Genomic DNA, 21,740 nt, shown 5'->3' on the forward strand with positions numbered 1-21,740 from the left:
CTGCACCGACAGACTCGAGAAAACCACAGAGTCACAGGAGCACATAACCATGACCGTCATCCCACACTGGTTGGACAACAAGCCCTTCACCGGCACCAACGGCACATCGGCCCCGGTCACCAACCCCGCCACCGGCGCAGTGACTGCAGAAGTTGCACTTGCGAGCACAGACGACGCCCGCGCGGTGATCGAGGCAGCCGCGGCGGCGTTCCCCGCATGGCGAGATACCTCGATCGCCAAGCGCACACAGATTCTGTTCTCATTCCGTGAACTGCTCAACGCCCGCAAGCAGGAATTGGCCGCGATCATCACCTCCGAGCACGGCAAGGTGCTCTCAGACGCGCTCGGTGAGGTCTCCCGCGGCCAGGAGGTCGTCGAATTTGCCTGCGGCATCGCTCACCTTCTCAAGGGTGGGATGACCGAGAACGCGTCGACCAAGGTCGACATGGCGTCGATCCGCCAGCCCATCGGGCCGGTTGGCATCATCTCCCCGTTCAACTTTCCCGCCATGGTTCCGATGTGGTTCTTCCCCATCGCGATTGCCGCCGGGAACACCGTGGTCCTCAAGCCGTCGGAAAAGGTTCCCACGGCAGCGCTGTGGATCGCCGAACTGTGGTCCGAGGCCGGCCTACCCGCCGGCGTGTTCAACGTCCTGCAGGGTGACAAGACAGCCGTCGGTGAACTACTCACCAATCCGGCGATCAAGGCCATCTCCTTCGTCGGGTCGACCCCCATCGCGAAGTACGTCTACGAAACCGCAACCGCCCACAGTAAGCGCGTCCAGGCACTCGGCGGCGCGAAGAACCACGCCGTTGTTCTGCCGGACGCCGACCTCGATCTGGCCGCCGACGCGATGGTGAACGCGGGCTTCGGCTCCGCCGGTGAGCGCTGCATGGCGATCTCCGCACTGGTCGCGGTCGGGGACATCGCCGATGAGCTGGTTGCAAAGATCAAGGATCGCACCCTGAGCCTGAAAACCGGCGACGGCACAAAGGACTCGGATATGGGTCCATTGGTGAGCAAAGCACATCGTGACAAAGTGTCTTCCTGTATCGACGCCGGCGAAGCTGCCGGCGCCACCGTCGTAGTCGACGGCCGGTCCGTGCAGGCCGATGGCGGAAGCGACGGATTCTGGCTCGGACCGACCCTTCTGGATCACGTCACCACCGATATGAGCGTCTACACCGACGAGATCTTCGGCCCCGTCCTGTCCGTCGTACGGGTCGGGACCTATGACGAAGCCCTCGAATTGATCAACTCGAACCCCTACGGCAACGGCACCGCCATCTTCACCAACGACGGCGGCGCAGCCCGCCGCTTCCAGAACGAAGTCGAGGTCGGCATGGTCGGCGTCAACGTCCCCATCCCCGTCCCCACCGCGTACTACAGCTTCGGCGGCTGGAAGAACTCCCTCTTCGGTGACACACACGCCCACGGCACCGAAGGTGTGCACTTCTTCACCCGCGGCAAGGTCGTCACCACCCGCTGGCTCGACCCCAACCACGGCGGCATCAACCTCGGCTTCCCTCAGAACGACTAAGGACGGCACCATGAGTATCCAGATCGCCTTCCCACGGTTCCTGCGAATCGGCGGGGGCACCATCGACGACATCGGGGACGTGATCCGTCAACTCGGATTGCAGCGCCCGGTAGTGGTGACCGACAAGTTCCTCACCTCGACTGGCGCGTCCGAACGGATCTTGACCCTCCTGCGCGAAGCACGCATCACACCAGCCCTGTTCGACGACACCGTTCCCGACCCCACCACCGACTCCCTCGAAACAGGGCTCGCCCTGCTCGCCGATCACAACGCCGACTCGGTGATCGGCTTCGGTGGCGGCAGCCCGATGGATACTGCGAAGGCGCTGGCCGTCCTCGGGGTCCGCGGGGGCCGGATGCGGGACTACAAGGTCCCGCACGTCTACACCGGACCAGCGCTTCCCGTCGTCGCGATCCCGACCACCGCCGGCAGCGGCTCGGAGGCTACGCAGTTCACCATCATCAGTGACAGCGTCACGGACGAGAAGATGCTCTGTCCAGGCCTGTCCTTCCTGCCCATCGCAGCAATCGTGGACTTCGAACTGACAATGTCCATGCCCCCTCGCCTGACTGCCGATACAGGAGTCGATGCACTTACCCATGCGATCGAGGCGTATGTAAGCCGAAAAGCCAACCCTGTCTCCGACGGCCTCGCGCTCGCAGCCATGCGCACCATCGGCCAGAATCTGCGCACCGCGTATGAAGACGGTGAGAACAAGCAAGCGCGAGAAGCCATGATGCTCGCCGCCACCCAGGCCGGCATGGCGTTCTCGAACGCAAGCGTGGCCCTCGTTCACGGAATGAGCCGACCCATCGGCGCGCACTTCCATGTCGCGCACGGACTGTCCAACGCCATGCTGCTCCCGGCGATCACCGCATTCTCCGTCAAGGGCGCCGAGTCACGGTACGCGGACTGTGCCAGGGCAATCGGTGTGGCCACCGAAGCCACCGGTGACGGTATCGCCGCGCAGTCCCTCGTCGACTCCCTGGCCGAACTATGTCATGACCTGGCTGTTCCCACTCCCCGTGACCACGGCATCGACCGAACTCGCTGGAACGATCTGATCCCACTGATGGCGCAACAGGCGCTCGATTCGGGTTCGCCGGGCAACAACCCGGTTGTGCCCACTGTCGACGAAATCGCCGAACTGTACGTCGAGGTCTACGACTAGCGTGGATGCAATCCACACCCCGCGTCCTCCGACAAGTCAGAGGTGAGAGCTCGAGCGGCAGGACCCTTTCGGTCCTGCCGCTCGGCCGCCCCATCGCCGGGGAGCTCGCACCCCGGCGATGTCACCGTCGTCAGGAACGCATGCACTCAGTCAGGACGTGAACGTCCCGAAACAGCATCGAGATAGGCAGAAGCTGGACCCGTGATCCGCGTACCCTCGACGATCATCGGCCAGGTCCCGTCCATACCGGCGTCGACGGCAGCGCGGCTGAGCTGACGCTCCCAGAACGCAGCGGACCCGAATTCCGAACGCCACTGCAACGCAGGCAGGGTGAGCCGATGGAGGGTGTGCTCATGGGTGGTGCCGATTGCGCCATGCACTTGGTGAGTGTTGCGCACCGCCACAGCCAGCGCTTGCGAGACCACACTGCGGGCCACTGCGACACGAAACGCCGAAAGGTCGCCGGCAAGATCGTCGGTAACAGCATCTGCGAGAGCAGTGTCGACGGCGGCACCGGCAAGGACGGACTCGGCCGCAGTGTCGACCACGAGGTTCTGCACGGACTGGAACCGCGCCAGAGGGCGCCCGAACTGAGCGCGGTCGGTGGTGTGCGCAACCGCCGAAGCCAGCATGCCCTCCATAGCGCCGACACATTGGATCGCACGGATGAGAGCGCCGCGCAGGACATAGCCCTCGACGGCACGAGTGTCCACCGGTGACCAAGTAACGTCACCGTCGACCTGGACCGACCCGAGGGGCACCTCGGAGATCCCCTCGACCGCCTCGACGGTCAGCCGATCGGTGGGCACGTCCGCGAGTTCGTAGCCCGCATCGACCCGCCGCACGCAGACAACGGACCCGGTGACACCAGCCCACGGCACACGTCGCGCGAGGCCGTCCGCCCTCAGGACGGCGACGGTCGCTGTGCCCGACGATGAGTCGTCGAGGCCGGCCGCACGCCGCAAGGGACCTGCCAACAGATCGGTCTCGGCGAAGGGCACGGCCACGCCGCCAGCGGCGGTCGTGCGCAACAGAGCAGCGGCCTCGACCCAACCCGCGCCGCTGCCCCCGGTCTCCTCGGGTGCGGTCAGCCTGGCGAGTCCGACCGCACCCAAGGTGGCCCACACAGCGGCCGGATCCGGTTCGATGTCCGGCCCCGAGTGCCCAGCGACAAGATCGTCCATGAGGTCCTGGAGATCCCGGTCTACGGCAAGATCGATTGTGATCGCGGTCGTGGTCATCAGCGCATCCCCAGCCCCCGCGCGATCACGCCGCGCAGGATTTCGTTGGTACCGCCGCGGAGTGTGAACCCCGGACGCTGGTGTAGTCCGGCTCTGCACAGAGCCCCGATTTCTGCCTGCCCGTCCATCCTCTCGTCGCCCAACCGATCAGAGACGTACTCGACGAGGTCGCCTTCCATGCTGGTACCGAGGAGCTTGACCAGGGCGGCGGCAGTGTCGGCCTTCTCGCCACGTTGAAGGGCTCCGGCGATGTTCTGGCTCAGTGCGTGCAGTCCGACCATCCGGGCCACAGAACGTCCCAGATCGGTGCGCTCGGGCAGCAGTCCCTTTCGGACCGCGCCGATCTCGGCAGCCAGGAGCCGGAAGGTCGAAAGGAAACGCTCGGGTCCACTGCGCTCGAAGGAAAGCTCCGAGTTGACCTGTTCCCATCCGTTGCCCAACGTGCCGAAGACCATGGCGTCGGGAACGAATACCTCGTCCAGAACCACCTCGTTGAAGTGGTGGTCGCCGGAGAGGGAAATGATCGGTCGGATCGTCACGCCTCGGGAACGGAGGTCAACGATGAACTGGCTCAGTCCCGCGTGGCGGTGTGCCGTGTCGAGTGGTTCCGTGCGGGCCAGCACGATGAACGCCTCAGCGTGGTGGGCGCCCGAGGTCCACACTTTGGTGCCGGTGACGGTCCAGCCGCCGTCCACGCGGGTCCCGCGGGTCCGGACACTGGCCAGGTCCGATCCTGAGTCGGGCTCACTCATTCCTATGCCGAAGAAGCACTCACCTGCGGCAATTCGGGGAAGGTACTTGCGCTTCTGCTCTTCGGTGCCGTACTTCAACAACGACGGCGCAATCTGGCGGTCTGCCACCCATTGCGCTGCAACCGGTGCGCCTACCGCGAGCAGCTCCTCGGTGACGACGAAACGCTCGAGATGGGTCCGGCCGTGCCCGCCGTACTCGGTCGGGATGGTCATTCCTACCCAACCGTGCTCGGCAAGGCGGCGGGTGAAGTCCTCGTCCCACCGGGTGAGCCAGGTGTCGATGCCCGGCGTGAGTGTTCCTGCCGCAGTTTCGTTGTCGATAAAGGTGCGTACCTCGGCGCGTAGAGCATCCATTTCATCAGTGGTCACCGTCGTCGGCGGCGCGACGGAGGAATTCATAGTGCCTCCATAGGAAGTTCCGGCTGGGCGACGCCCGACATGCTCGCGTGAGTTTCGCCGCCGAGTAAGTGGCGGTCGGATCGGGGGCGAACGCCGACCCCCTCTCGGGGGACACTATCCAGTTCTCGACATCTACGCAATAGCGAATTATCTTACGTAATTATGTATCGGTTGGAGGAGTTCTCCCTGTTGATAGGCTCACGAAATGGCTGACACTCCTGGGCCCCCCGGAGCCGTGCCGGTCGAGAAGGTTCCCGGCCGTCCCCGGCACCGCATGGTCGATCGGGTGGCTTCGATCCTCGAACTCGTAGCCCGGTCCGAAAACGGCCTCACCCTCACCGCTATCGCACGGGCACTCGCCGCGCCCGTCAGTTCGGTCCAGGGCCTGATCAACGGCCTCGTCGCCGTCGGCTACCTCGACGAGCGCGACCGGATCTACACCCTCGGCACCGCACCCTATCTTCTCAACGTCATCGCCGGCCGACCTCCGGTCACCTCGATCAGCCATGATCAGCTCGAGCAGGTCCACGCCGAGACCGGGTTGACCACCACACTGTCCACATCTGTCGGCGACGACCTGTTCTACGTCGATCACGTTTCTTCCGACCCGCATTACGCATACCTGGCAGAAAACCGGGTGCGCCGATCCCTCCTGCGCACCTCTGCAGGATGGCTCTTGCTGGCCGATCGCGATCAACGTGACATCTGGGCGTACCTCAACTCTCGACCACCCACCGACGCCGACTTCGTCGAGCGCTTCCTGCACTCACTCGATGAACTCGAGAACACCGGCGTATGCGTGGCACCCGGTGTGGCCGTTGAACATGCAGACGGGGTATCGGTCGCCCTCAGAGAACGCGGCCGGACCATCGCCACCCTCGGCGTGGTCGGGATACGGGAAACCATCGTCGAACGGCAGGACGAACTCGTCGAGATCTGCCTGCGGTACGCCACCAAGTGGGGCTTTCGCTAACCTGCACCATGGACACTGGCCCCTCGACGAGTAAGTCGACCCTGCTCGACGTCCGTGTCGACCGACGCCGCACCCCATCATCCCCGGCTTACGCAAGAACGGACGAGGGTCGTCGCGGCCACCCGGTAAGCGACCGCATCCGTGAGCAACACGCGACGGTCGGGCGGCCGCCTCTCGGACGAGCGTGACCCTCACATCGCGATCGGACCCGCCTGCTCGATCTCGCCACCTGACCTAACAGATGATCGATTCCCGGTGTGCCGCTCGGTCGCCGGATCCATCGGAGGGCGCGCTTCCACGCGGCGCGACTTCCGGATCGAACGCCGCAGACCGTAGCGGTCGGCAGAATCCTGCAGACGCCTTCGATCACAGCGGAGGAAGGTGCGCCCGAACATGTCTCGCATCCCCTAGCCGCCATTCACGTTGCTGACATACTCCTGATCTCCGGCCGGCCGCAGGACAACCTCGCGCAAGCACTCCACAACAGCGGGTTCGCTTTGCCCACGTCGTCGCCGCAGCACCGTCTGCAGCATCGGGCGGAACCCAGGTCCCGCATTCGTCGATGTGCCGCCGGCACCGGGCAACCCGGCCTGAGCCCACCCGAGTGTCAAACCCCCCCAACAACGAAGACCCTTTGCCCCGGCTCGGCTCCCCTCGTCTCGAGAAGACACATGAACCTCACCGCAAACCTCTGATTACTTATTTACGTATTTTTATTTCTAGTTGCGGATTTTTTGAGGCGTCGCTATTGTCGATTCATTCCATCTTCGTGACCCATGCCACATCGCATACGCAACGAGGTCGCAACTCCGACAGGCCGTTTGACTTTCGGAAAGCAAAGTCGGGCACAACGCCCCGGATTCCTGCCCGCACCTCAGCCTCGGAAAGGTTTAGACCCATGACATCAACCCATCTACCCGAGCACGCCACGACGGAAACACAGGATTACGACGTCATCGTGGTCGGCGGCGGTTTCGGCGGAATCTATCAACTGCGCAACCTTCGGGACAGAGGGTGCTCCGTAGTTCTACTCGAAGCCAGTGGGGGCTTCGGTGGCGCCTGGAGCCTGAACCGCTACCCAGGCGCACGAGTCGACAGCCATGCGCCCGTCTACCAATTCACCGATGAAAACCTTTGGAAGGACTGGAACTTCTCACAGATGTTCCCGGACCACGAGGAGATGCGCAGTTACTTCGCCTATGTCGACTCCAAACTGGACCTGAGCAAGGATTCACGCTTCAACACCAAGGTCGTCAGCGCGACGTTCGACGAGGACGAGCGGATGTGGACTCTCGTCTCACAGAACGATGAGAGCTTCCGCGCACGCTTCGTCGTGTTCGCAACGGGATCGACTACCGAACCCTACATCCCGAATATCCCCGAAATGGACGCCTATCGAGGTGAACTCGTCCACACCGCGCGGTGGCGAGACGATATCGACATGACCGGAAAACGAGTTGCCATCATCGGTACCGGCGCCAGCGCAGTCCAAGTAGTCCAGGAAGCCGGCCCTGTCGTCGAGAAACTCACCGTCTTCCAGCGGACGCCGAACCTCTCGTTGCCCATGCACCAGGAGCACCTCTCCGAGGAGAGGCAAGCGGCCCTGAAGGAGGCCATGCCGGATGTGGCGGACAAGTGTCGCGAAACCTTCGCCGCGATCGACTACGAGTTCGATCCCCGAAACGGCGTCGACACATCCGAGGAAGAGCGTCTCGCACTGTTCGAACGTCTGTGGAACCAGGGCGGATTCGCATTCTGGCTCGGGAACTTCTCCGATTATCTCTTCAGCGAAGAAACCAACTCGATGGTCTACGAGTTCTGGAAGAGCAAGATCAAGCCGCAGATCCTCGACCCGGTGAAGGCCGACCTGCTGGTACCTGACGTAGCTCCGCATCCGTTCGGAGCCAAGCGGCCGGCCCTGCACCAGAACTACTACGAGGTGATGAACCAGGAGAACGTCGAACTCGTCTCCATCCAGGAGGCACCGATCACCGGGTTCACAGAAACCGGATTTCGCACATCCGATGGTATCGAGCACGGAGAGTTCGACATCATCGTACTCGCAACCGGATTCAACAATAATACGGGTGCGCTCACTGCAATGGAGGTCCGCAACTCCGCTGGCGTCACCCTTGGTGAGAAGTGGCGCAAGGGCGTCGACGCATACCTCGGCGCATTCACCTCCGGTTTTCCCAACGCCATGTTCGTGTACGGTCCACAGAGCCCCGCCGCCTTTGCTAACGGGTCCACGAACGCGGAGCTTCAAGGTGAGGTCATAGTCGAGTTCCTCGAATTTCTTCGGTCGGAGGGCCTTACCCGGTTCGAATCGACTCCCGAAGCTGACCAGGCCTGGACCGATCACATCAACGGTACCGATGACATGGCGCTGTTCAAGCATGCAAAGTCCTGGTACAACAGCAGCAACATCCCCGGCAAGAAGCCTCAGATGCTTCAGTATCTGAATGGGCTGCCCATGTACCTGGATTTCTGGCACAAGGAAAAGGCGGCAGGATATACCGACGGACTGCGGGTATCGTGAGGTTTCGCTCAATCGGATTCAACCTCGGAAGAAGTGAATAATGCCTGTCATCAACAGCATTGAACGTGAACTTTTCTTCATCGACGGCCAATGGCGCAAAGCGAGCACCTCCGATCTGGCACCGGTGTTCGAGGCAGCAACCGAGCGCCCCCTGGGTGTTGCTGCGATGGGCGGACCCGAGGAGATCGATGCGGCTGTGCACGCCGCACGGGCCGCACTCCAGAAAGGACCGTGGGGGCGCAGCACCCCTCACGAGCGAGCTGCAGTGATGCGGCGCTTCGCTGACAGCCTCGAGCGTCGAGGAAGATCGACTGCAGAGCTCGTAAGCCGGCAGACCGGAATGATTTCCTCCTTGTCGGTGAGCACAAGCGCAACAGCTCCGGTAGCGATCCTGCGGTCGATGGCAGATCTCATCGAGAAACGTACATTCGAGACACGCCGTCCCAGCAGCATGGGCTCTACCATCGTTCGAGAAGAACCCGTAGGAGTCGTCGGCGCGATCACTGCCTGGAACTATCCGCAGCTCTTGGCCATGGCCAAGATCGGGCCGGCACTGGCTGCAGGATGCACTGTAGTTCTCAAGCCGGCGCCGGAGACGTCACTCGATGCGTATGTACTTGCAGAGGCAGCCGAGGAGGCCGGTCTACCACCTGGCGTCCTCAACATCGTTGCCGGTGGCGTTCATGCAGGCAAAGCTCTTGTAGCCCATCCCGATGTCGACAAGATCGCCTTCACCGGATCTACTGCAGCAGGTCAAGCGATCGGTGAGGTCGCCGGCCGCAGTTTCAAGAGAGTCTCCCTGGAGCTCGGAGGAAAGTCCGCAGCCATTGTGCTCCCCGATGCCGACCTCGACGTCTTTGCCGGAGGCCTCAAAGACGCCGTGCTCAAGAACGGGGGACAGACATGCACCACCAATTCCCGCATCTTGGTTCCCCACGGTAGGTCCAGCGAGATCATTGACGCTCTGGCGTCCTACGTAGACGGATTGGTCATGGGAGACCCACTCGACGAGTCGGTAACCATGGGCCCTATGGTAAGCGAGCAGCATCGGGAGCGGGTGAGAAGTTACATCCGTCTGGGTCAGTCCGAGGGATTCCGAACGATCCGTGGCGGAACCGACTCCCCTGAGCAATGTCCCCGCGGCTGGTTCGTGTCTCCCACCATCTTCGAGGGTGTCGATAATCGCAGTCCGCTGGCACAGGAAGAGATTTTCGGACCTGTCATCTCCGTCATCCCTTATGAGACCGAAGAGGACGCCATCAACATGGCGAACGACACACCATTCGGTTTGGGAGGAGTCGTCTTCACGGAAGACACCGAACACGGCTTGGACGTCGCGTCGCGTATTCGATCCGGAACCGTGGGAGTGAACTACTACTCCCTCGATACCGGCTCCCCGTTCGGTGGCGTGAAGAACAGCGGAGTCGGCCGCGAATTCGGACCCGAGTCCCTGGACTTCTACCTCGAGTACAAGTCGATATACGTCTAGGGTTCGCAACGCCCGCAGACCCTCCATATCGACCCGACAATGCGCCCAGCCGGAGACTTCATCCCGATGGAAGGACCGAGTAGCTACACGGAGCATGCCCGTAGCCTTCAGACTCGCTGACTATGGGCAACTACCGGCGGTCGATGCAGTTCAGCGATGGCTGAAGATCGCCGTTCATGCTTTGTCCTTCCCTCCGGAGGCCAGCGACTTCCAACCGCACAGAATGAGCAATCATGCCTGAATCCTCATCTGCCATCCTCCCGGCCGAGACTCGAGAATCCGCATCCGAGACTCCACGTCCGCGGACCGGCGCACTCACCGACATCCGGGTCGTCGATCTTTCGCGGGTGCTGGCCGGCCCGCTGTGTGCGCAAGTGCTTGCCGATCACGGTGCCGACGTGATCAAGGTGGAGCCACCGACTGGTGATGACACACGCAGCTGGGGACCACCTTTCGTCAAGGATGACCACAGTGCCTACTTCGATGGCTTGAACCGCAACAAGCGGAACATCAGTGTGGATCTGCGTACCGAGGCCGGCCAACAACTGCTGCGCACCATGCTTGCCGAAGCCGACGTCGTCATCGAAAACTTCAAGGCAGGCACACTTGCGAAGTGGGGACTTGCCGACGACGTACTCGCCGGTCAATTCCCACAACTCGTGCACTGTCGAATCACCGGGTACGGAGTCGACGGGCCGCTCGGGGGTGCTCCCGGCTACGACGCAATTCTCCAAGCCCTGTCGGGGCTGATGAGCATCAACGGTGAGCCCCACGGTGATGCCATGCGGATCGGGATCCCTCTGGTCGACATCATCACGGGTCTCAACGCTGTGAACGGCATCCTCATGGCACTCCACGTGCGGCACAAGACCGGACGCGGGCAACTCGTGGATCTGGCACTACTCGACAACGCTGTGTCGATCCTGCACCCACACGCCGGCAAGTGGTTTGCCACCGGCGTCGCGCCGGAGCGGACGGGCGTGGCACACCCGACGATCTGTCCCTATGAGACGTTCACCTGCGCCGATGGCCCCTTCTTCATCGGTGCCGGCAACGACCGGCAGTTCCGCGCTCTGGTCGTGGCGCTCGACGCTTCAGACCTGGCCGACGACCCGAGATTCGTCACCAACTCCGACCGGATGGCAAACGCAGCTCAACTGCGCGACATCCTCGGCGGCCTCGTCAAGGCCTGGCAGCGCGAATCTTTGGCGGCTCAGTTGCGTCGGGCCGGGGTGCCGTCGGGGTCGGTCAACAATGTCGGAGAGGCCCTTTCGCTACCGCAGGTCCGTCACCGCGAGATGGTGGTCGAGTGCGACGGCTACCGAGGTCTCGGCGTACCTGTCAAACTCGCTGGGTCCCCCGGTGCTGTGCGGTTCGGGCCGCGCGACCGTGGCGCCGATACCGATACTGTGCTAACAGAACTCGGACTTCTCGAAGACGATATCGAGCAGCTGCGCGCCGCCGGGGCACTGCCCGAGTAACAGCTCACCTGCACGGCGGATCTTGGCCATGCCTACCAGCAGAGCTGGTTCCATACACAGCTGCGGGCAAGGTCACCGACCGTATGCAAGCCAAATCGTCGTTCGGCCGTTCAACGCCGATCACGTTCTCTCCGTTTTGTATTCGTCGTCGTTCACCAACAGGTGTTGCAAAATAGGACACTGGTGACCTCATCCCTTCTTCTAGCGTTCTCAAGTGCGCATTCTCCTGAATATCCGCACCGTTTCACATCCCGTATCCCACTCAAGGAGTGACCATGGCCCTGTTCGCTGTTATCTGGTCGTACACCACTGACGCATCCGTCAAAGAGGCTGCTCATGCCGACCACCTGGTCTTCGTCAAGGACGCGGCCGCCAAAGGCGTGCTGCAGGAAGCGGGCGCCTGGGCCGACGGGGCCGGCGCGTTGCTCGTGTTCAAGGCGGACAGCGAAGACGACCTGCAGGCCCTGCTCGCCAAGGACCCGTATGTCACGCAGGGTGTTGTCGTCGACCAGAGCATCTACCAGTGGAAGCCCGTCATCGGCCCCCTCGTAGGGATCTGAGGACGACCCGGCTGCTCCACCTCGATGGAAAGAAGTTGCGGCATCTCTACATCGAGTTGCAATCAGCACTCTTCCAGTAGCGTCGGCACAAACGACCCGCACAACTTGCATCTGTGCGTTCGCATAGTGAGCGACGGATGCGAAAAGTTCGATCAGCGACATCGCGGAACCATCACATCACCGCCTCGACGGCGCAAGCCTCGACGCCGAACCGATGTGGCGGTCGATGAGTATCGACATTTCGACAATCCGAGGCAATCGTTGACCTTCCCTAGCGGCCTTTTCTGATCAGCCGACTGGGTGGGGTGACACCGTGCGTACGCGATACACCAGCTTCACGCCTTCCTGATCAGTCAATTTCCTTCTCGACCGGTGATGAAAGTGAGCAACACATGTCCGTGAGCAAAGAATCGCTGTTCCTCAACGACCTGTACTCGTCCTGGCTTCGACGGTCCGAAGGTATGGATCTCGCAGGTCAGCGAGACATGTTCGAAGAATGGCATCTTCCCACCATCGAACCCACCGATGTCACGTATGAAGAAGTGACAGCCAACGGTGTGCCGGCAACATGGGCCAAGCCGCTGGGCGCCGCCGAAGACCGGGTGATCGTCTTCACGCACGGCGGCGGATTCGTGACAGGTTCACGCTTTTCCCATCGCAAGCTTGCCGCACACCTCGCCAAGCTGGCAGGAGTTCACGCACTCGTGGTGGACTACCGGCTCGCGCCGGAGGCAAAGCATCCAGCACAGCTCGAAGATTGCATTGCCGTGCACAAGTGGCTCCGTACGCAGGGCTACAAGGCAGAACATACGGCGACGGTCGGCGACTCGGCAGGCGCACATCTCGCCATCTCGACCGTGTTCGAACTTGCGGGTATGGCACTTCCCATTCCGGCCGCCGTCGTCGCTCTTTCGCCGTGGCTCGATATGGAGATCAAGGGGTTGACGATCGAATCGAACGACGCAGTCGACGTCCTGGCCAAGAGGGCAGTCCTCGAGATGATGCGAGAGAATTTCCTCACCGATCTCTCGGAAGCAACGGACCCGCGGGCAAACCCGCTGCTCAGGGACTACACAGACTTCCCTCCCGTCTATGTATCGGTCGGCGGCTACGAGACTCTGCTCGACGACTCGCGCCGGGTCGTCGAATTGATCGAAAAGGCAGGGGGCGAGGCCGTGCTCGACGTGGTCGACGAACAGCAGCATGTCTTCCACTTCAACGCGGGACGAGCACCCGAGGCGGATCAAGCCCTGAACCGGATCGCCCAGTGGCTACGGCCGAAGTTGGGGCTCGCCTGAACACCGCGTGTGGGGCGTGCAGCTGAAAGCAAAGCGCGCCGACGAAGGAGGAACGTGTCTCGGCGGCGGTCTGCTTCGACCAGACTGCCGCCGAGTCCGTTCGCATGCCAGTCAGCAGTGCATTATCCGAACCATCGATTGCAGTGAAGATCGGGAAGACACATACATGGAAAATCCAGTTCTCGTAGAACGCGACGGATTCATCGAAACGTGGACGATCAATCGGCCGGCTGAACGTAACCCAGTCTCAGGGATGGATGTCGTCGACGCATTGGTCGCATGCGTGGATGCCGTCAACGCCGATTACGGGGTACGCGCTGTCATTGTCACCGGCGCGGGATCGACCTTCTCCGCCGGCGGCAACGTCAAGGACATGGCGAATCGCCAGGGCCTGTTCGGCGGGAAACCTCACGAACAACGCGATGGCTATCGCGCCGGGATACAAAGGATCCCACGAGCGATGTACAACTGCGACGTACCCTTGATTGCAGCGGTGAACGGCCCTGCAATCGGTGCCGGGTGCGATCTTGCCCTCATGTGCGACCTCCGAATCGCCAGCGAAAATGCGTTCTTTGCTGAGAGCTTCGTCAAGCTGGGCATCATCCCGGGTGACGGGGGTGCGTGGCTGTTGCCGAAAGCGGTCGGTATGGCGCGGGCGGCCGAGATGATCCTCACGGGCGACCGTGTCGACGCGACACAGGCTCTCGAGTGGGGATTGGTCTCGAACGTCGTTCCTCCCGATCAGCTGCTCGACGAAGCTCGCGCACTCGCCAGCAGAGTCGCCGCCAATCCTCCGCACTCGGTACGGATGGCAAAAAAACTCCTGCGCGAAGGGCAGCACCAGAGCCTCGACAGCCTCCTCGAACTGTCCGCTGCTCTGCAGGCGCTGGTTCAACAGACCACCGATCACACGAGAGCAGTCAACGCCCTCATGAAGAAGCGAACTGCGGCATTCACCGGCGAGTGACGATGCCTCACGTAGCAAGCTCCTCGATCAGCGGTGCGGACACGTGGACGTTCGGCAAGGCAACCGCATCAGCAGGAACGATGTCGTGAAGTTCGACGAGTCCTCTTCGATCGAGCACTGGTCTACTGACTGTTTACCTCAGTACCAGGGCAGGACGAGGAGCATGTTGTTCATCCGCCCGAATTCGGACGTCTCGACCTCCCTGAGCTGCCCGCAGAGGAACCGGACGACCGTGTGCGTGTCTCGTGCACATCCCGCGCTCGAGAATCGTGTGCCGGCGGGCACGCGCTGAGCGAGCAACGGGTGGCTGCACTCGCAGCACATGACTGCGGCACAGCCACCGGCCACTCGTACTCAGCGAGCGAACTGTTTGCCGAGGAATTCGACAACCGCGCTGTGCAATTCAGCGCTGCGCGGAACTGCACCGGTCATCCAGTACACGCCATGGACAAGACCGCTATACAGTTCGACCTGGACCGGGACACCCTGCTCGGTCAGCATCCGCCCATAGTTCAGGCATTCGTCGCGTGTGACCTCGTACTCGTTGACCAACATCAGCGTCGGAGGAAGCCCCGCCAAGCTCTTCGCCTTGGCCGGCGAGGCGTACGGGTTCTCGGCGTCTTCCAGTGTGGCCAGGTACTGCTCCCAGAACCAGCCGATTGCTGCCGCGGTGATCAAATATCCCTCGGCATTCTCCTCCCATGACGGGAAGCGTGCCGTGCCGTCGATAACCGGATAGACCAACACCTGAGCACACAGGGCCGGTGAGCCGGTATCACGTGCCCGAAGGGCGGTGACTGCGGCGAGATTGCCACCGGCACTGTCGCCCATGATGGCGACACGCGTCGCATCACCACCGAAGTCGGCGACGTTGTCGACTACCCAATTCAGAGCAGCGAACGCGTCTTCGGGTGCGGCAGGGAACTTGTGTTCGGGAGCGAGCCGGTAACTCACGGCGGCCACGATGACCCGGGCGTCCGCGGCCAGCGCGCGACAAGGCTGCTCGGTAACGTCGAGGCTGCCCGCAACCCATCCGCCGCCGTGGATATACACCACAATCGGCAGGGGCGCATCGGACTCCGGAATGTACAGACGCACGGCCTGATCACCATCCGGTCCGGGGTAGACCGTGTCGACGACACGAGCAAGATCCGCTTTCGGCGCCTGCAGTTCGCTGAAGGATTCGATGACCTCACGGACTTCAGCGACACTCATCTGCTCGAACGACCTCAGTCCCTGCTCGTTCAACGTATCTATCAACTGCTCGACTACAGGATCGAGTGCCATGGTGATCTCCTTGATGTGATAGGCGGACTGGTCAATCGCCGAGTCGGTGGAGTCACACTACGAGGAGGCCCGAGCGGACGAGTGTCCGAAAACAACACACCTGTCCGTCTGTCCCGGTTCTCGGAGATGTGTGTTGCACAATCGGACACACCGAAGGTCCATCACTGTTCTACCGTCACCCACGTGACCCACAGACGGCCAGAATCTCCCCATCACCGTTCGATGACGGGCCGGCACCGCGAGGGAACCCACCGGAGAACGGGTTCACCCCCGAGGCGCTCTCGAGAAGTGGGTTCCCCTGTACGTCCGCGGACTGCGGGGAGGGATGTTCGGTCGCCGCACGTCATGGTGAGGGCACATCAGCGGCTCTGAAAAACGTGCCGCTCACTTCGGGTGTCGAGCTCGAATTATGCTTCCAGAGAGGGATTATCATGTTGCATCATGTCGTAACATTCAGTTGGAAGAAGGACATCACCGACGAGCAGGTCGAATCGTTCCACAAAGCTCTTGACGCGATATCGGCGAGCATTCCCCAGGTCGTCGAGTTTCGTTACGGAAGGGACCTCGCCCTCAAGCCCGGGATCGGCGACTATGCAATATCTGCGATCTTCGAAGACGTCCCCGCCTTCCGCGCATATCTGGTCCATCCCGATCATGTGCGCCTCGTTGAAGAATTCATTTCGGTGATGTCCGAATCGTACTCGTCGATCCAGTTCGAGTTTGCCTGACGGCAGTGCCGGCCGCACGCGCACGAACGAAGTGCCGGTCGACATGGTCGCTCGTTGCGGAAGGTTGTGATCAATGGTGAACGCTGACGGTGTCGGGGGTGCCCTTCCTGGTGATGCCTTGAGTCGCCCTGTGGCGCTACGTGACGATGCGACCGTGCAGGCGAGGGCATGGCCGGATGCGCAGCTGCTTCGCGTGAACGGTGCCGGTCAGGTTCGTCTCATCGATGGACAACTGCTCCTCGAGTCGGCTGCCGACTATTGTTCCCAACCTCCGACACACGCGGTCTTGTTGGGAGTCGTTGGTACGGTGCATCAATGGGCTGTACGGGACGAGTTTCTCACGGAGGCCCCCATGGAGAGCGTGGGCATCGAGTTCGGTGACCTGCGGTCACACGGAGCGCTTCTCGATGCAGTTGATGCCGAACGGTATCTCACCGCGCAGGCCCTGCTGATGTGGCAGGACGAATCCCACTTCTGCGCCAAGGACGGGGCGCCGATGACGATCACCTCGGGTGGTTGGACGCGCGTGTGCACTGCGTGCGGTCGGGAGGAGTACCCGCGGACCGATCCTGCGATCATTTGTCTGGTACATGACGGGGCGGACCGCGTGCTGTTGGCGCGACACGCGGCGTGGCCGGCGCGGAACTTCTCAACGCTAGCGGGATTCGTCGAGGCCGGCGAGTCGCTCGAAAGCTGTGTGGCGCGGGAGATTGCGGAAGAGGTCGGTCTCGTTGTCTCCGACGTAGCCTACGTCGGAAGTCAGCCATGGCCGTTTCCGCGTTCCCTCATGCTCGGCTTCCATGCCGTCGCCGATCCTCGAGAACCGCTCATCTTCAGTGATGGTGAGATCTGCGAGGCTGTGTGGTGCTCCCGCGCGGAGGTGAAGGAGGCCCTCGCCGCCGGCGACTGGGCTAGTTCGGTCGATGCGCCCGTGTTGCTGCCGGGGAAGGTCTCGATCGCACGGCGCATGCTCGAGGCATGGGTGCGAACTGCTAGCTGAACGTCCGGATCGATCGCCGCCGACCTGACATCGTGATACAAGGGTCGCTCGTGGTCGACGATCCGGAGTCGCAAGGCGAGGGCACGCGCTGCGGCAGTCCTGATCTGCATCGTGTGCCCTTTTCCTCGGGTGTGTCGGTGCTGAGTCCTGTCAGCCGCTGCCGACAGGACTCCCATCGGCGACGAATGGCCGCTCACCCGGGAGGAGGTGATGCAGCTCAGCGGAATGGCGACGGATACTGTTGTTGTATAACGGAATTAAGTATTATGTTCGTGTCGACAGTATTGTGGTTGCCGGCTGGCGCGGCCCACTTGTCGGCGGTTCACCCCCAACACGTAAGGGTCGTGGCTACACCCCTCCAGGTCCGTCATCGGTTCGGTTTGAACCAAAACTCTGGACAGTCGACGCTCTCGCTTGGGCGATCCACGTCGTGTTCGTGTGATGGCGTTTGATCAGCCTCGCCTACATCGTGACCGCATCACCGATGCTCGCGCCCGTCTCGTCTACGGCGACGTGCTCGAAGGCAATGCTCTCGGTTCCATGATTGCCCCATCGACGCAGTCGATGTCCATCGGGGATCAGGGCAGTGAGCCCCGTCGAACGGATGCTTGGGCTACTGGGGGACCCAGTAGCCCAAGCGTGTCCGTCTCGTCAGTCGGTCTCGTAGGTGTCGTAACCGTTGGACTTGATTTCTTTCCAACGAGCAAAGTACTGAGGGACTCCTCCTGAGTAGTTGAGCATCTGCGCCGGCTTACCGGGCACGTTTGCACCCCAGTACCACGAACGTGCCTTCGTGAACATCGAGTTCACGAAAAGCTCGTCGACGTGTGCGCGCCACTGCTTCTCGGACTCTTCGGTGTTCTCGAACCGTGTCGCCCCTTTCTCGCGCAGGTACTCGAGGAACTCGACGACGATTTCGCCTTGGTACTCGGCAGATGTCGGGCCGTTGCAGAACCCGGACGGGCTCTGAGGTCCGTACAGGAACATCATGTTCGGGAATCCGCGGGTTGACAGGCCCAGACACGTGTCGACACCGGACTTCCACTTGTCCTGAATCGTCAGGCCGTCGACGCCGGTGATATCGATGGCCATGATCCCACCACGGTTGTTGTCGAACCCTGTTGCCAGTACGAGGAGGTCGCATTCGATGACACCGTCGTCGGTTTCGACACCATGCGGCAGCACCCGTCGAATCGGCGTGACGTTGGAGTCGATGACATCGACATTGTCCTGATTGATGACATCGAAGTAGTCCTGTTCGAGGGAGGGACGCTTGACGCCGTAGGGGTGCGGAGGCGTCTCCGGTGCGACGATTGCCGCCTTCTTGGGGTCGGTGACCCGTTCGAGGACCTTGCCACGCCAGTAGTCGTAGAACGTACGGTTGGCCTCCTCATCTACAAGGATGTCCTGGAAGTTTCCGAGCCACATCTCGAAACCACCTTCTGCCCACATCTTCTCGTAGATCGCGTCGCGCTCTTCCTTACTCAGGTCGGTGGCGTTCTGCGGAATGAAATCGAAGTCGAAGCCGGCAAACGCCTTGTAGCGCGTAGCAAACCGCTCGGGAAGTCCCTTCCGGAAGTGCTCGTTGTCGTCATGGGTGAGTTTGCGTTGCTGCATCGGAAGTGCCAGATTCGGGGTGCGTTGGAACACGGTGACGTGTTCGGCCACATGACCTGCCTCCTGGACGACCTGCACACCGCTGGCGCCGGTACCGATGACGACAACTTTGCGGCCACTCATATCCACGCCCTCTTGAGGCCAGCGCGCAGTGTGGTAGCACTCACCGGCGAAGGAATCGAGCCCTTCGAGATTCGGATACAGCGGCTTGGCGCCGAATCCTGTGGCAACAATGACCTGCCGTGCCTTCTGGATCTTGCCGTCGGCGGACCGTACGGTCCACTGACGGGTTTCCTCGTCCCACGTGCATGCTTCGGCGAAAGTGTCGAACACGACATCGCGGGTGAGGTCGAGCTGTGAGTCGACGTAGTTGAAGTACTCACGAACCCCTTGGTGGCCCGGATACAGTTCGGTGAAGTCGTACTTCTTCCACAGGTCCTTGTACGAGAACTGGTAGATCTGCCCGGTGCTGTCGGTACGGGCTCCGGGATAGCAGTTCCACCACCAGATTCCGCCCAATCCACCCGCGGCGTCCCAGACATTGACGGTGAAACCGAGATCGCGCAGTCGGTCCAATGCGTACAGGCCGGAGAATCCTCCCCCGATGATCAGAACATCGAGTACGTCATTGTTCGAGCGCGAGCCGCTGCGGGTCGCTGTGGCGACCTGGGATTCGGTCATGTGGTCCTCCTGGAGATTTCCCGGGACGGGGTGCTTCCGCCCGGACATCTACGACGGTAGAAGCGAACATGTGATGTGAAGTGTCCGAAATCGAGTCAAGACATTTCAATACGGCACACGTATTGATAAGCAGCGCAAACTAATTCGCTTACCATGCGGCATTCGAACCTTCTGCACTCACGACAGAACGATCGGTACACGACGCCGAGATCAGAAGCCCAGATCGCGACCGATCAGTTCTTTCATGATTTCGTTCGATCCCGCCCAGATCTTCGTGACCCGGGCATCCCGCCAGGCTCGTGCCACTCGGTACTCGTTCATGTAGCCGTATCCCCCGTGCAGTTGCACACAATGATCGAGGATCCGGTTCTGGATCTCGGCAGTCCACCACTTGGCCTTGGCTGCATCGATCGGTGTCAACGTCCCCTCCGAGTGGGCTTCGATGCAGCGGTCGAGGTACGCCTGTGTCACGTCGAGCTGTGTCACGAGTTCGGCAAGCAAGAACTTGTTGTGCTGGAACGTTCCGATGGACTGCCCGAATGCCTTTCGTTCTCGGCAGTAGTTGATCGTCTCGAGCAGAATCTGCGCAGCGTGCGCGAGATTGGCAATGGCGCATCCGAGTCGTTCCTGGGGCAGGAAGGACATCATGTGGATGAATCCTCGATCGAGCTCGCCGATCACGTCGTCATCGGTGACGCGCACCCGGTCGAGGAAGAGTTCAGCGGTGTCTGCTTCGTCCTGTCCGACCTTGTCGAGTTTGCGGCCACGCTCGAATCCGGGCAAGGAGGTGTCCACGCCGAAGAGGGTAATTCCCTTGGCCTTCTTCGATGGAGAGGTACGTGCCGGAATGATCACCAGGTCTGCAGAGTAACCGTTGGTGATGAATGTCTTGGCACCCGAGAGCAACCACCCGTTGCCGTCCCGCACTGCGGTGGTCTTCAGTGCGGCCAGATCCGATCCCCCACCGGGTTCGGTCATTCCGATGGCGGTGAGCACGTCCCCGGAACACAGTCCTGGGAGCCACCTCGCCTTCTGTTCGTCGGTGGTCAGGTGCACCAGGTACGGCGCCACGACGTCACAGTGAATACTCACGCTCGACGCCAACGCGGCATTCATCTTGGCCAATTCTTCGATGAGAACCGCATTGAAGCGATAATCCCCTGCCTCGACGCCTGAATATCGTTCGGGTACTTCGAGTCCCAACAGGTCATGCTTACCCGCGGCAAGCCAGAACTCTCGCGGCAATGCCCTGTTGGCACGAACGTCGGCGGCCAGGGGCTCGAACCATCGAGCGAGAAACTCGCGGACAGAGTGTCGGTAAGCCTCGTGATCATCGCCGTACACCGTTCGCTTCATGATGGGTCATCCTTCGGATCGGGTGGACGTCACCGTCCAGACGGACGATGTGAGGAGGCAAGGAGTGATTGCCTACCCCATATCATCGTCTCGTTCACCGGCCGTTGGAGATGTCCCGTTATGCGACAGAGTGTTTCAGGGGTCAGGAACCGAATGTTTCGTTTTCCAGGCCCAGCGCGCGGATCTTGCGGTAGAGGGTCGAGCGGGCCACACCGAGCCGGTGGGCGGCGAGGGATTTGTTGCCGTCGGACTCGTCGAGGGCGCGGACGATCGCTTCGCGTTCGGTGCGTTCGAGCGAGGTCAACCGGCGGCCGGCGCCGAGGGTGCGGTAGTCGGCGGGCAGATGTTCGAGTTTGATGTCGAATCCCATCGACCGCGCCGCCGCGGTACTGAGCACCGAGGCGAGTTCGCGCAGGTTGCCGGGCCAGTGATGGTCGATCAACGCCCGATGCGCGGCCGGTTGCAGTTGCGGGGTCGGACGGTCGGGGAGTTCGGCGGCGAGCAACTCCCGCGCGAGATCGGTGAGATCTTCGATGCGCTGGCGCAGCGGCGGGATGCACACACTGCGCCGCACATGGGTCTGCACCTGATGCCGCAGATCGTCGGGGGTGCTCGAGGTGGCGGTGGCGATCACCGGTGCACCCAGCTCGACGGCAGCGTC

At 61.8% G+C, this 21,740-nt stretch carries 17 protein-coding genes; 11 read left to right on the forward strand and 6 right to left on the reverse strand.

What is annotated here, in order from left to right; all coding sequences use genetic code 11:
- Window positions 1-49 precede the first annotated feature (49 nt).
- Both ACQR3U_RS22010 and ACQR3U_RS22015 read left to right on the forward strand, forming a co-directional pair.
- A complete protein-coding gene (locus tag ACQR3U_RS22010) occupies window positions 50-1,540 on the forward strand; it encodes a CoA-acylating methylmalonate-semialdehyde dehydrogenase (RefSeq protein WP_230811461.1) in 1,491 nt (496 codons plus the stop codon).
- Between the two features lie 10 nt (window positions 1,541-1,550).
- Window positions 1,551-2,711 (forward strand): iron-containing alcohol dehydrogenase, encoded by a 1,161-nt coding sequence (locus ACQR3U_RS22015; protein WP_006550544.1) that lies wholly within the window; start codon window positions 1,551-1,553, stop codon window positions 2,709-2,711.
- 146 nt (window positions 2,712-2,857) lie between these two features.
- Here ACQR3U_RS22015 and ACQR3U_RS22020 read toward each other — a convergent pair whose 3' ends face one another.
- Together ACQR3U_RS22020 and ACQR3U_RS22025 are read right to left on the reverse strand one after the other, a co-directional pair.
- Complete coding sequence (locus tag ACQR3U_RS22020; RefSeq protein ID WP_230811462.1) at window positions 2,858-3,952, reverse strand: acyl-CoA dehydrogenase family protein; 1,095 nt, start codon at window positions 3,950-3,952, stop codon at window positions 2,858-2,860.
- A complete protein-coding gene (locus ACQR3U_RS22025) occupies window positions 3,952-5,103 on the reverse strand; it encodes an acyl-CoA dehydrogenase family protein (RefSeq protein ID WP_230811463.1) in 1,152 nt (383 codons plus the stop codon). Before ACQR3U_RS22025 ends, ACQR3U_RS22020 begins: the two co-directional genes overlap by 1 nt.
- Before the next feature lie 274 nt (window positions 5,104-5,377).
- On the opposite strand from ACQR3U_RS22025, the gene ACQR3U_RS22030 reads away from it, so the two are divergent.
- The 7 genes from ACQR3U_RS22030 to ACQR3U_RS22060 all read left to right on the forward strand — a co-directional run bounded on the left by ACQR3U_RS22030 (window position 5,378) and on the right by ACQR3U_RS22060 (window position 14,410).
- Window positions 5,378-6,076 (forward strand): helix-turn-helix domain-containing protein, encoded by a 699-nt coding sequence (locus ACQR3U_RS22030; protein ID WP_085989293.1) that lies wholly within the window; start codon window positions 5,378-5,380, stop codon window positions 6,074-6,076.
- A gap of 898 nt (window positions 6,077-6,974) precedes the next feature.
- Window positions 6,975-8,615, forward strand: coding sequence for a flavin-containing monooxygenase (locus ACQR3U_RS22035; RefSeq protein ID WP_230811464.1), 1,641 nt, complete (start codon window positions 6,975-6,977; stop codon window positions 8,613-8,615).
- Window positions 8,616-8,655: 40 nt separating this feature from the next.
- Entirely contained in the window at window positions 8,656-10,104 is a 1,449-nt protein-coding gene (locus ACQR3U_RS22040; protein ID WP_039957843.1) for an aldehyde dehydrogenase, read from the forward strand.
- 233 nt (window positions 10,105-10,337) lie between these two features.
- Entirely contained in the window at window positions 10,338-11,585 is a 1,248-nt protein-coding gene (locus ACQR3U_RS22045) for a CaiB/BaiF CoA transferase family protein (protein WP_230811465.1), read from the forward strand.
- Between the two features lie 275 nt (window positions 11,586-11,860).
- A complete protein-coding gene (locus ACQR3U_RS22050; RefSeq protein ID WP_006550551.1) occupies window positions 11,861-12,145 on the forward strand; it encodes a YciI family protein in 285 nt (94 codons plus the stop codon).
- Window positions 12,146-12,537: 392 nt separating this feature from the next.
- On the forward strand, window positions 12,538-13,443 hold the full coding sequence (locus ACQR3U_RS22055) for an alpha/beta hydrolase (protein WP_230811466.1): 906 nt from the start codon (window positions 12,538-12,540) through the stop codon (window positions 13,441-13,443).
- 166 nt (window positions 13,444-13,609) lie between these two features.
- Window positions 13,610-14,410 (forward strand): crotonase/enoyl-CoA hydratase family protein, encoded by an 801-nt coding sequence (locus ACQR3U_RS22060; RefSeq protein WP_230811472.1) that lies wholly within the window; start codon window positions 13,610-13,612, stop codon window positions 14,408-14,410.
- Between the two features lie 354 nt (window positions 14,411-14,764).
- On the opposite strand, the gene ACQR3U_RS22065 is transcribed toward ACQR3U_RS22060, so the two are convergent.
- Window positions 14,765-15,697, reverse strand: a complete 933-nt coding sequence (locus ACQR3U_RS22065) for an alpha/beta hydrolase (RefSeq protein WP_230811467.1) — start codon at window positions 15,695-15,697, stop codon at window positions 14,765-14,767.
- A 431-nt stretch (window positions 15,698-16,128) separates the two neighbouring features.
- Here ACQR3U_RS22065 and ACQR3U_RS22070 point away from each other — a divergent pair, with 431 nt between their 5' ends.
- Entirely contained in the window at window positions 16,129-16,425 is a 297-nt protein-coding gene (locus ACQR3U_RS22070) for a Dabb family protein (RefSeq protein ID WP_039584518.1), read from the forward strand.
- A gap of 73 nt (window positions 16,426-16,498) precedes the next feature.
- Complete coding sequence (nudC, locus tag ACQR3U_RS22075) at window positions 16,499-17,425, forward strand: NAD(+) diphosphatase (protein ID WP_230811468.1); 927 nt, start codon at window positions 16,499-16,501, stop codon at window positions 17,423-17,425.
- A 651-nt stretch (window positions 17,426-18,076) separates the two neighbouring features.
- Here nudC and ACQR3U_RS22080 read toward each other — a convergent pair.
- From ACQR3U_RS22080 to ACQR3U_RS22090, 3 genes are all read right to left on the reverse strand, one after another.
- Entirely contained in the window at window positions 18,077-19,723 is a 1,647-nt protein-coding gene (locus ACQR3U_RS22080) for a flavin-containing monooxygenase (protein WP_230811469.1), read from the reverse strand.
- A 210-nt stretch (window positions 19,724-19,933) separates the two neighbouring features.
- A complete protein-coding gene (locus ACQR3U_RS22085) occupies window positions 19,934-21,079 on the reverse strand; it encodes an acyl-CoA dehydrogenase family protein (protein ID WP_230811470.1) in 1,146 nt (381 codons plus the stop codon).
- A gap of 142 nt (window positions 21,080-21,221) precedes the next feature.
- The coding region (locus ACQR3U_RS22090; RefSeq protein WP_428692135.1) for a helix-turn-helix domain-containing protein at window positions 21,222-21,740 on the reverse strand (519 nt) is incomplete at its 5' end.

Source organism: Rhodococcus sp. IEGM1339 (assembly GCF_050321925.1).
GTDB lineage: Bacteria > Actinomycetota > Actinomycetes > Mycobacteriales > Mycobacteriaceae > Rhodococcus > Rhodococcus pyridinivorans.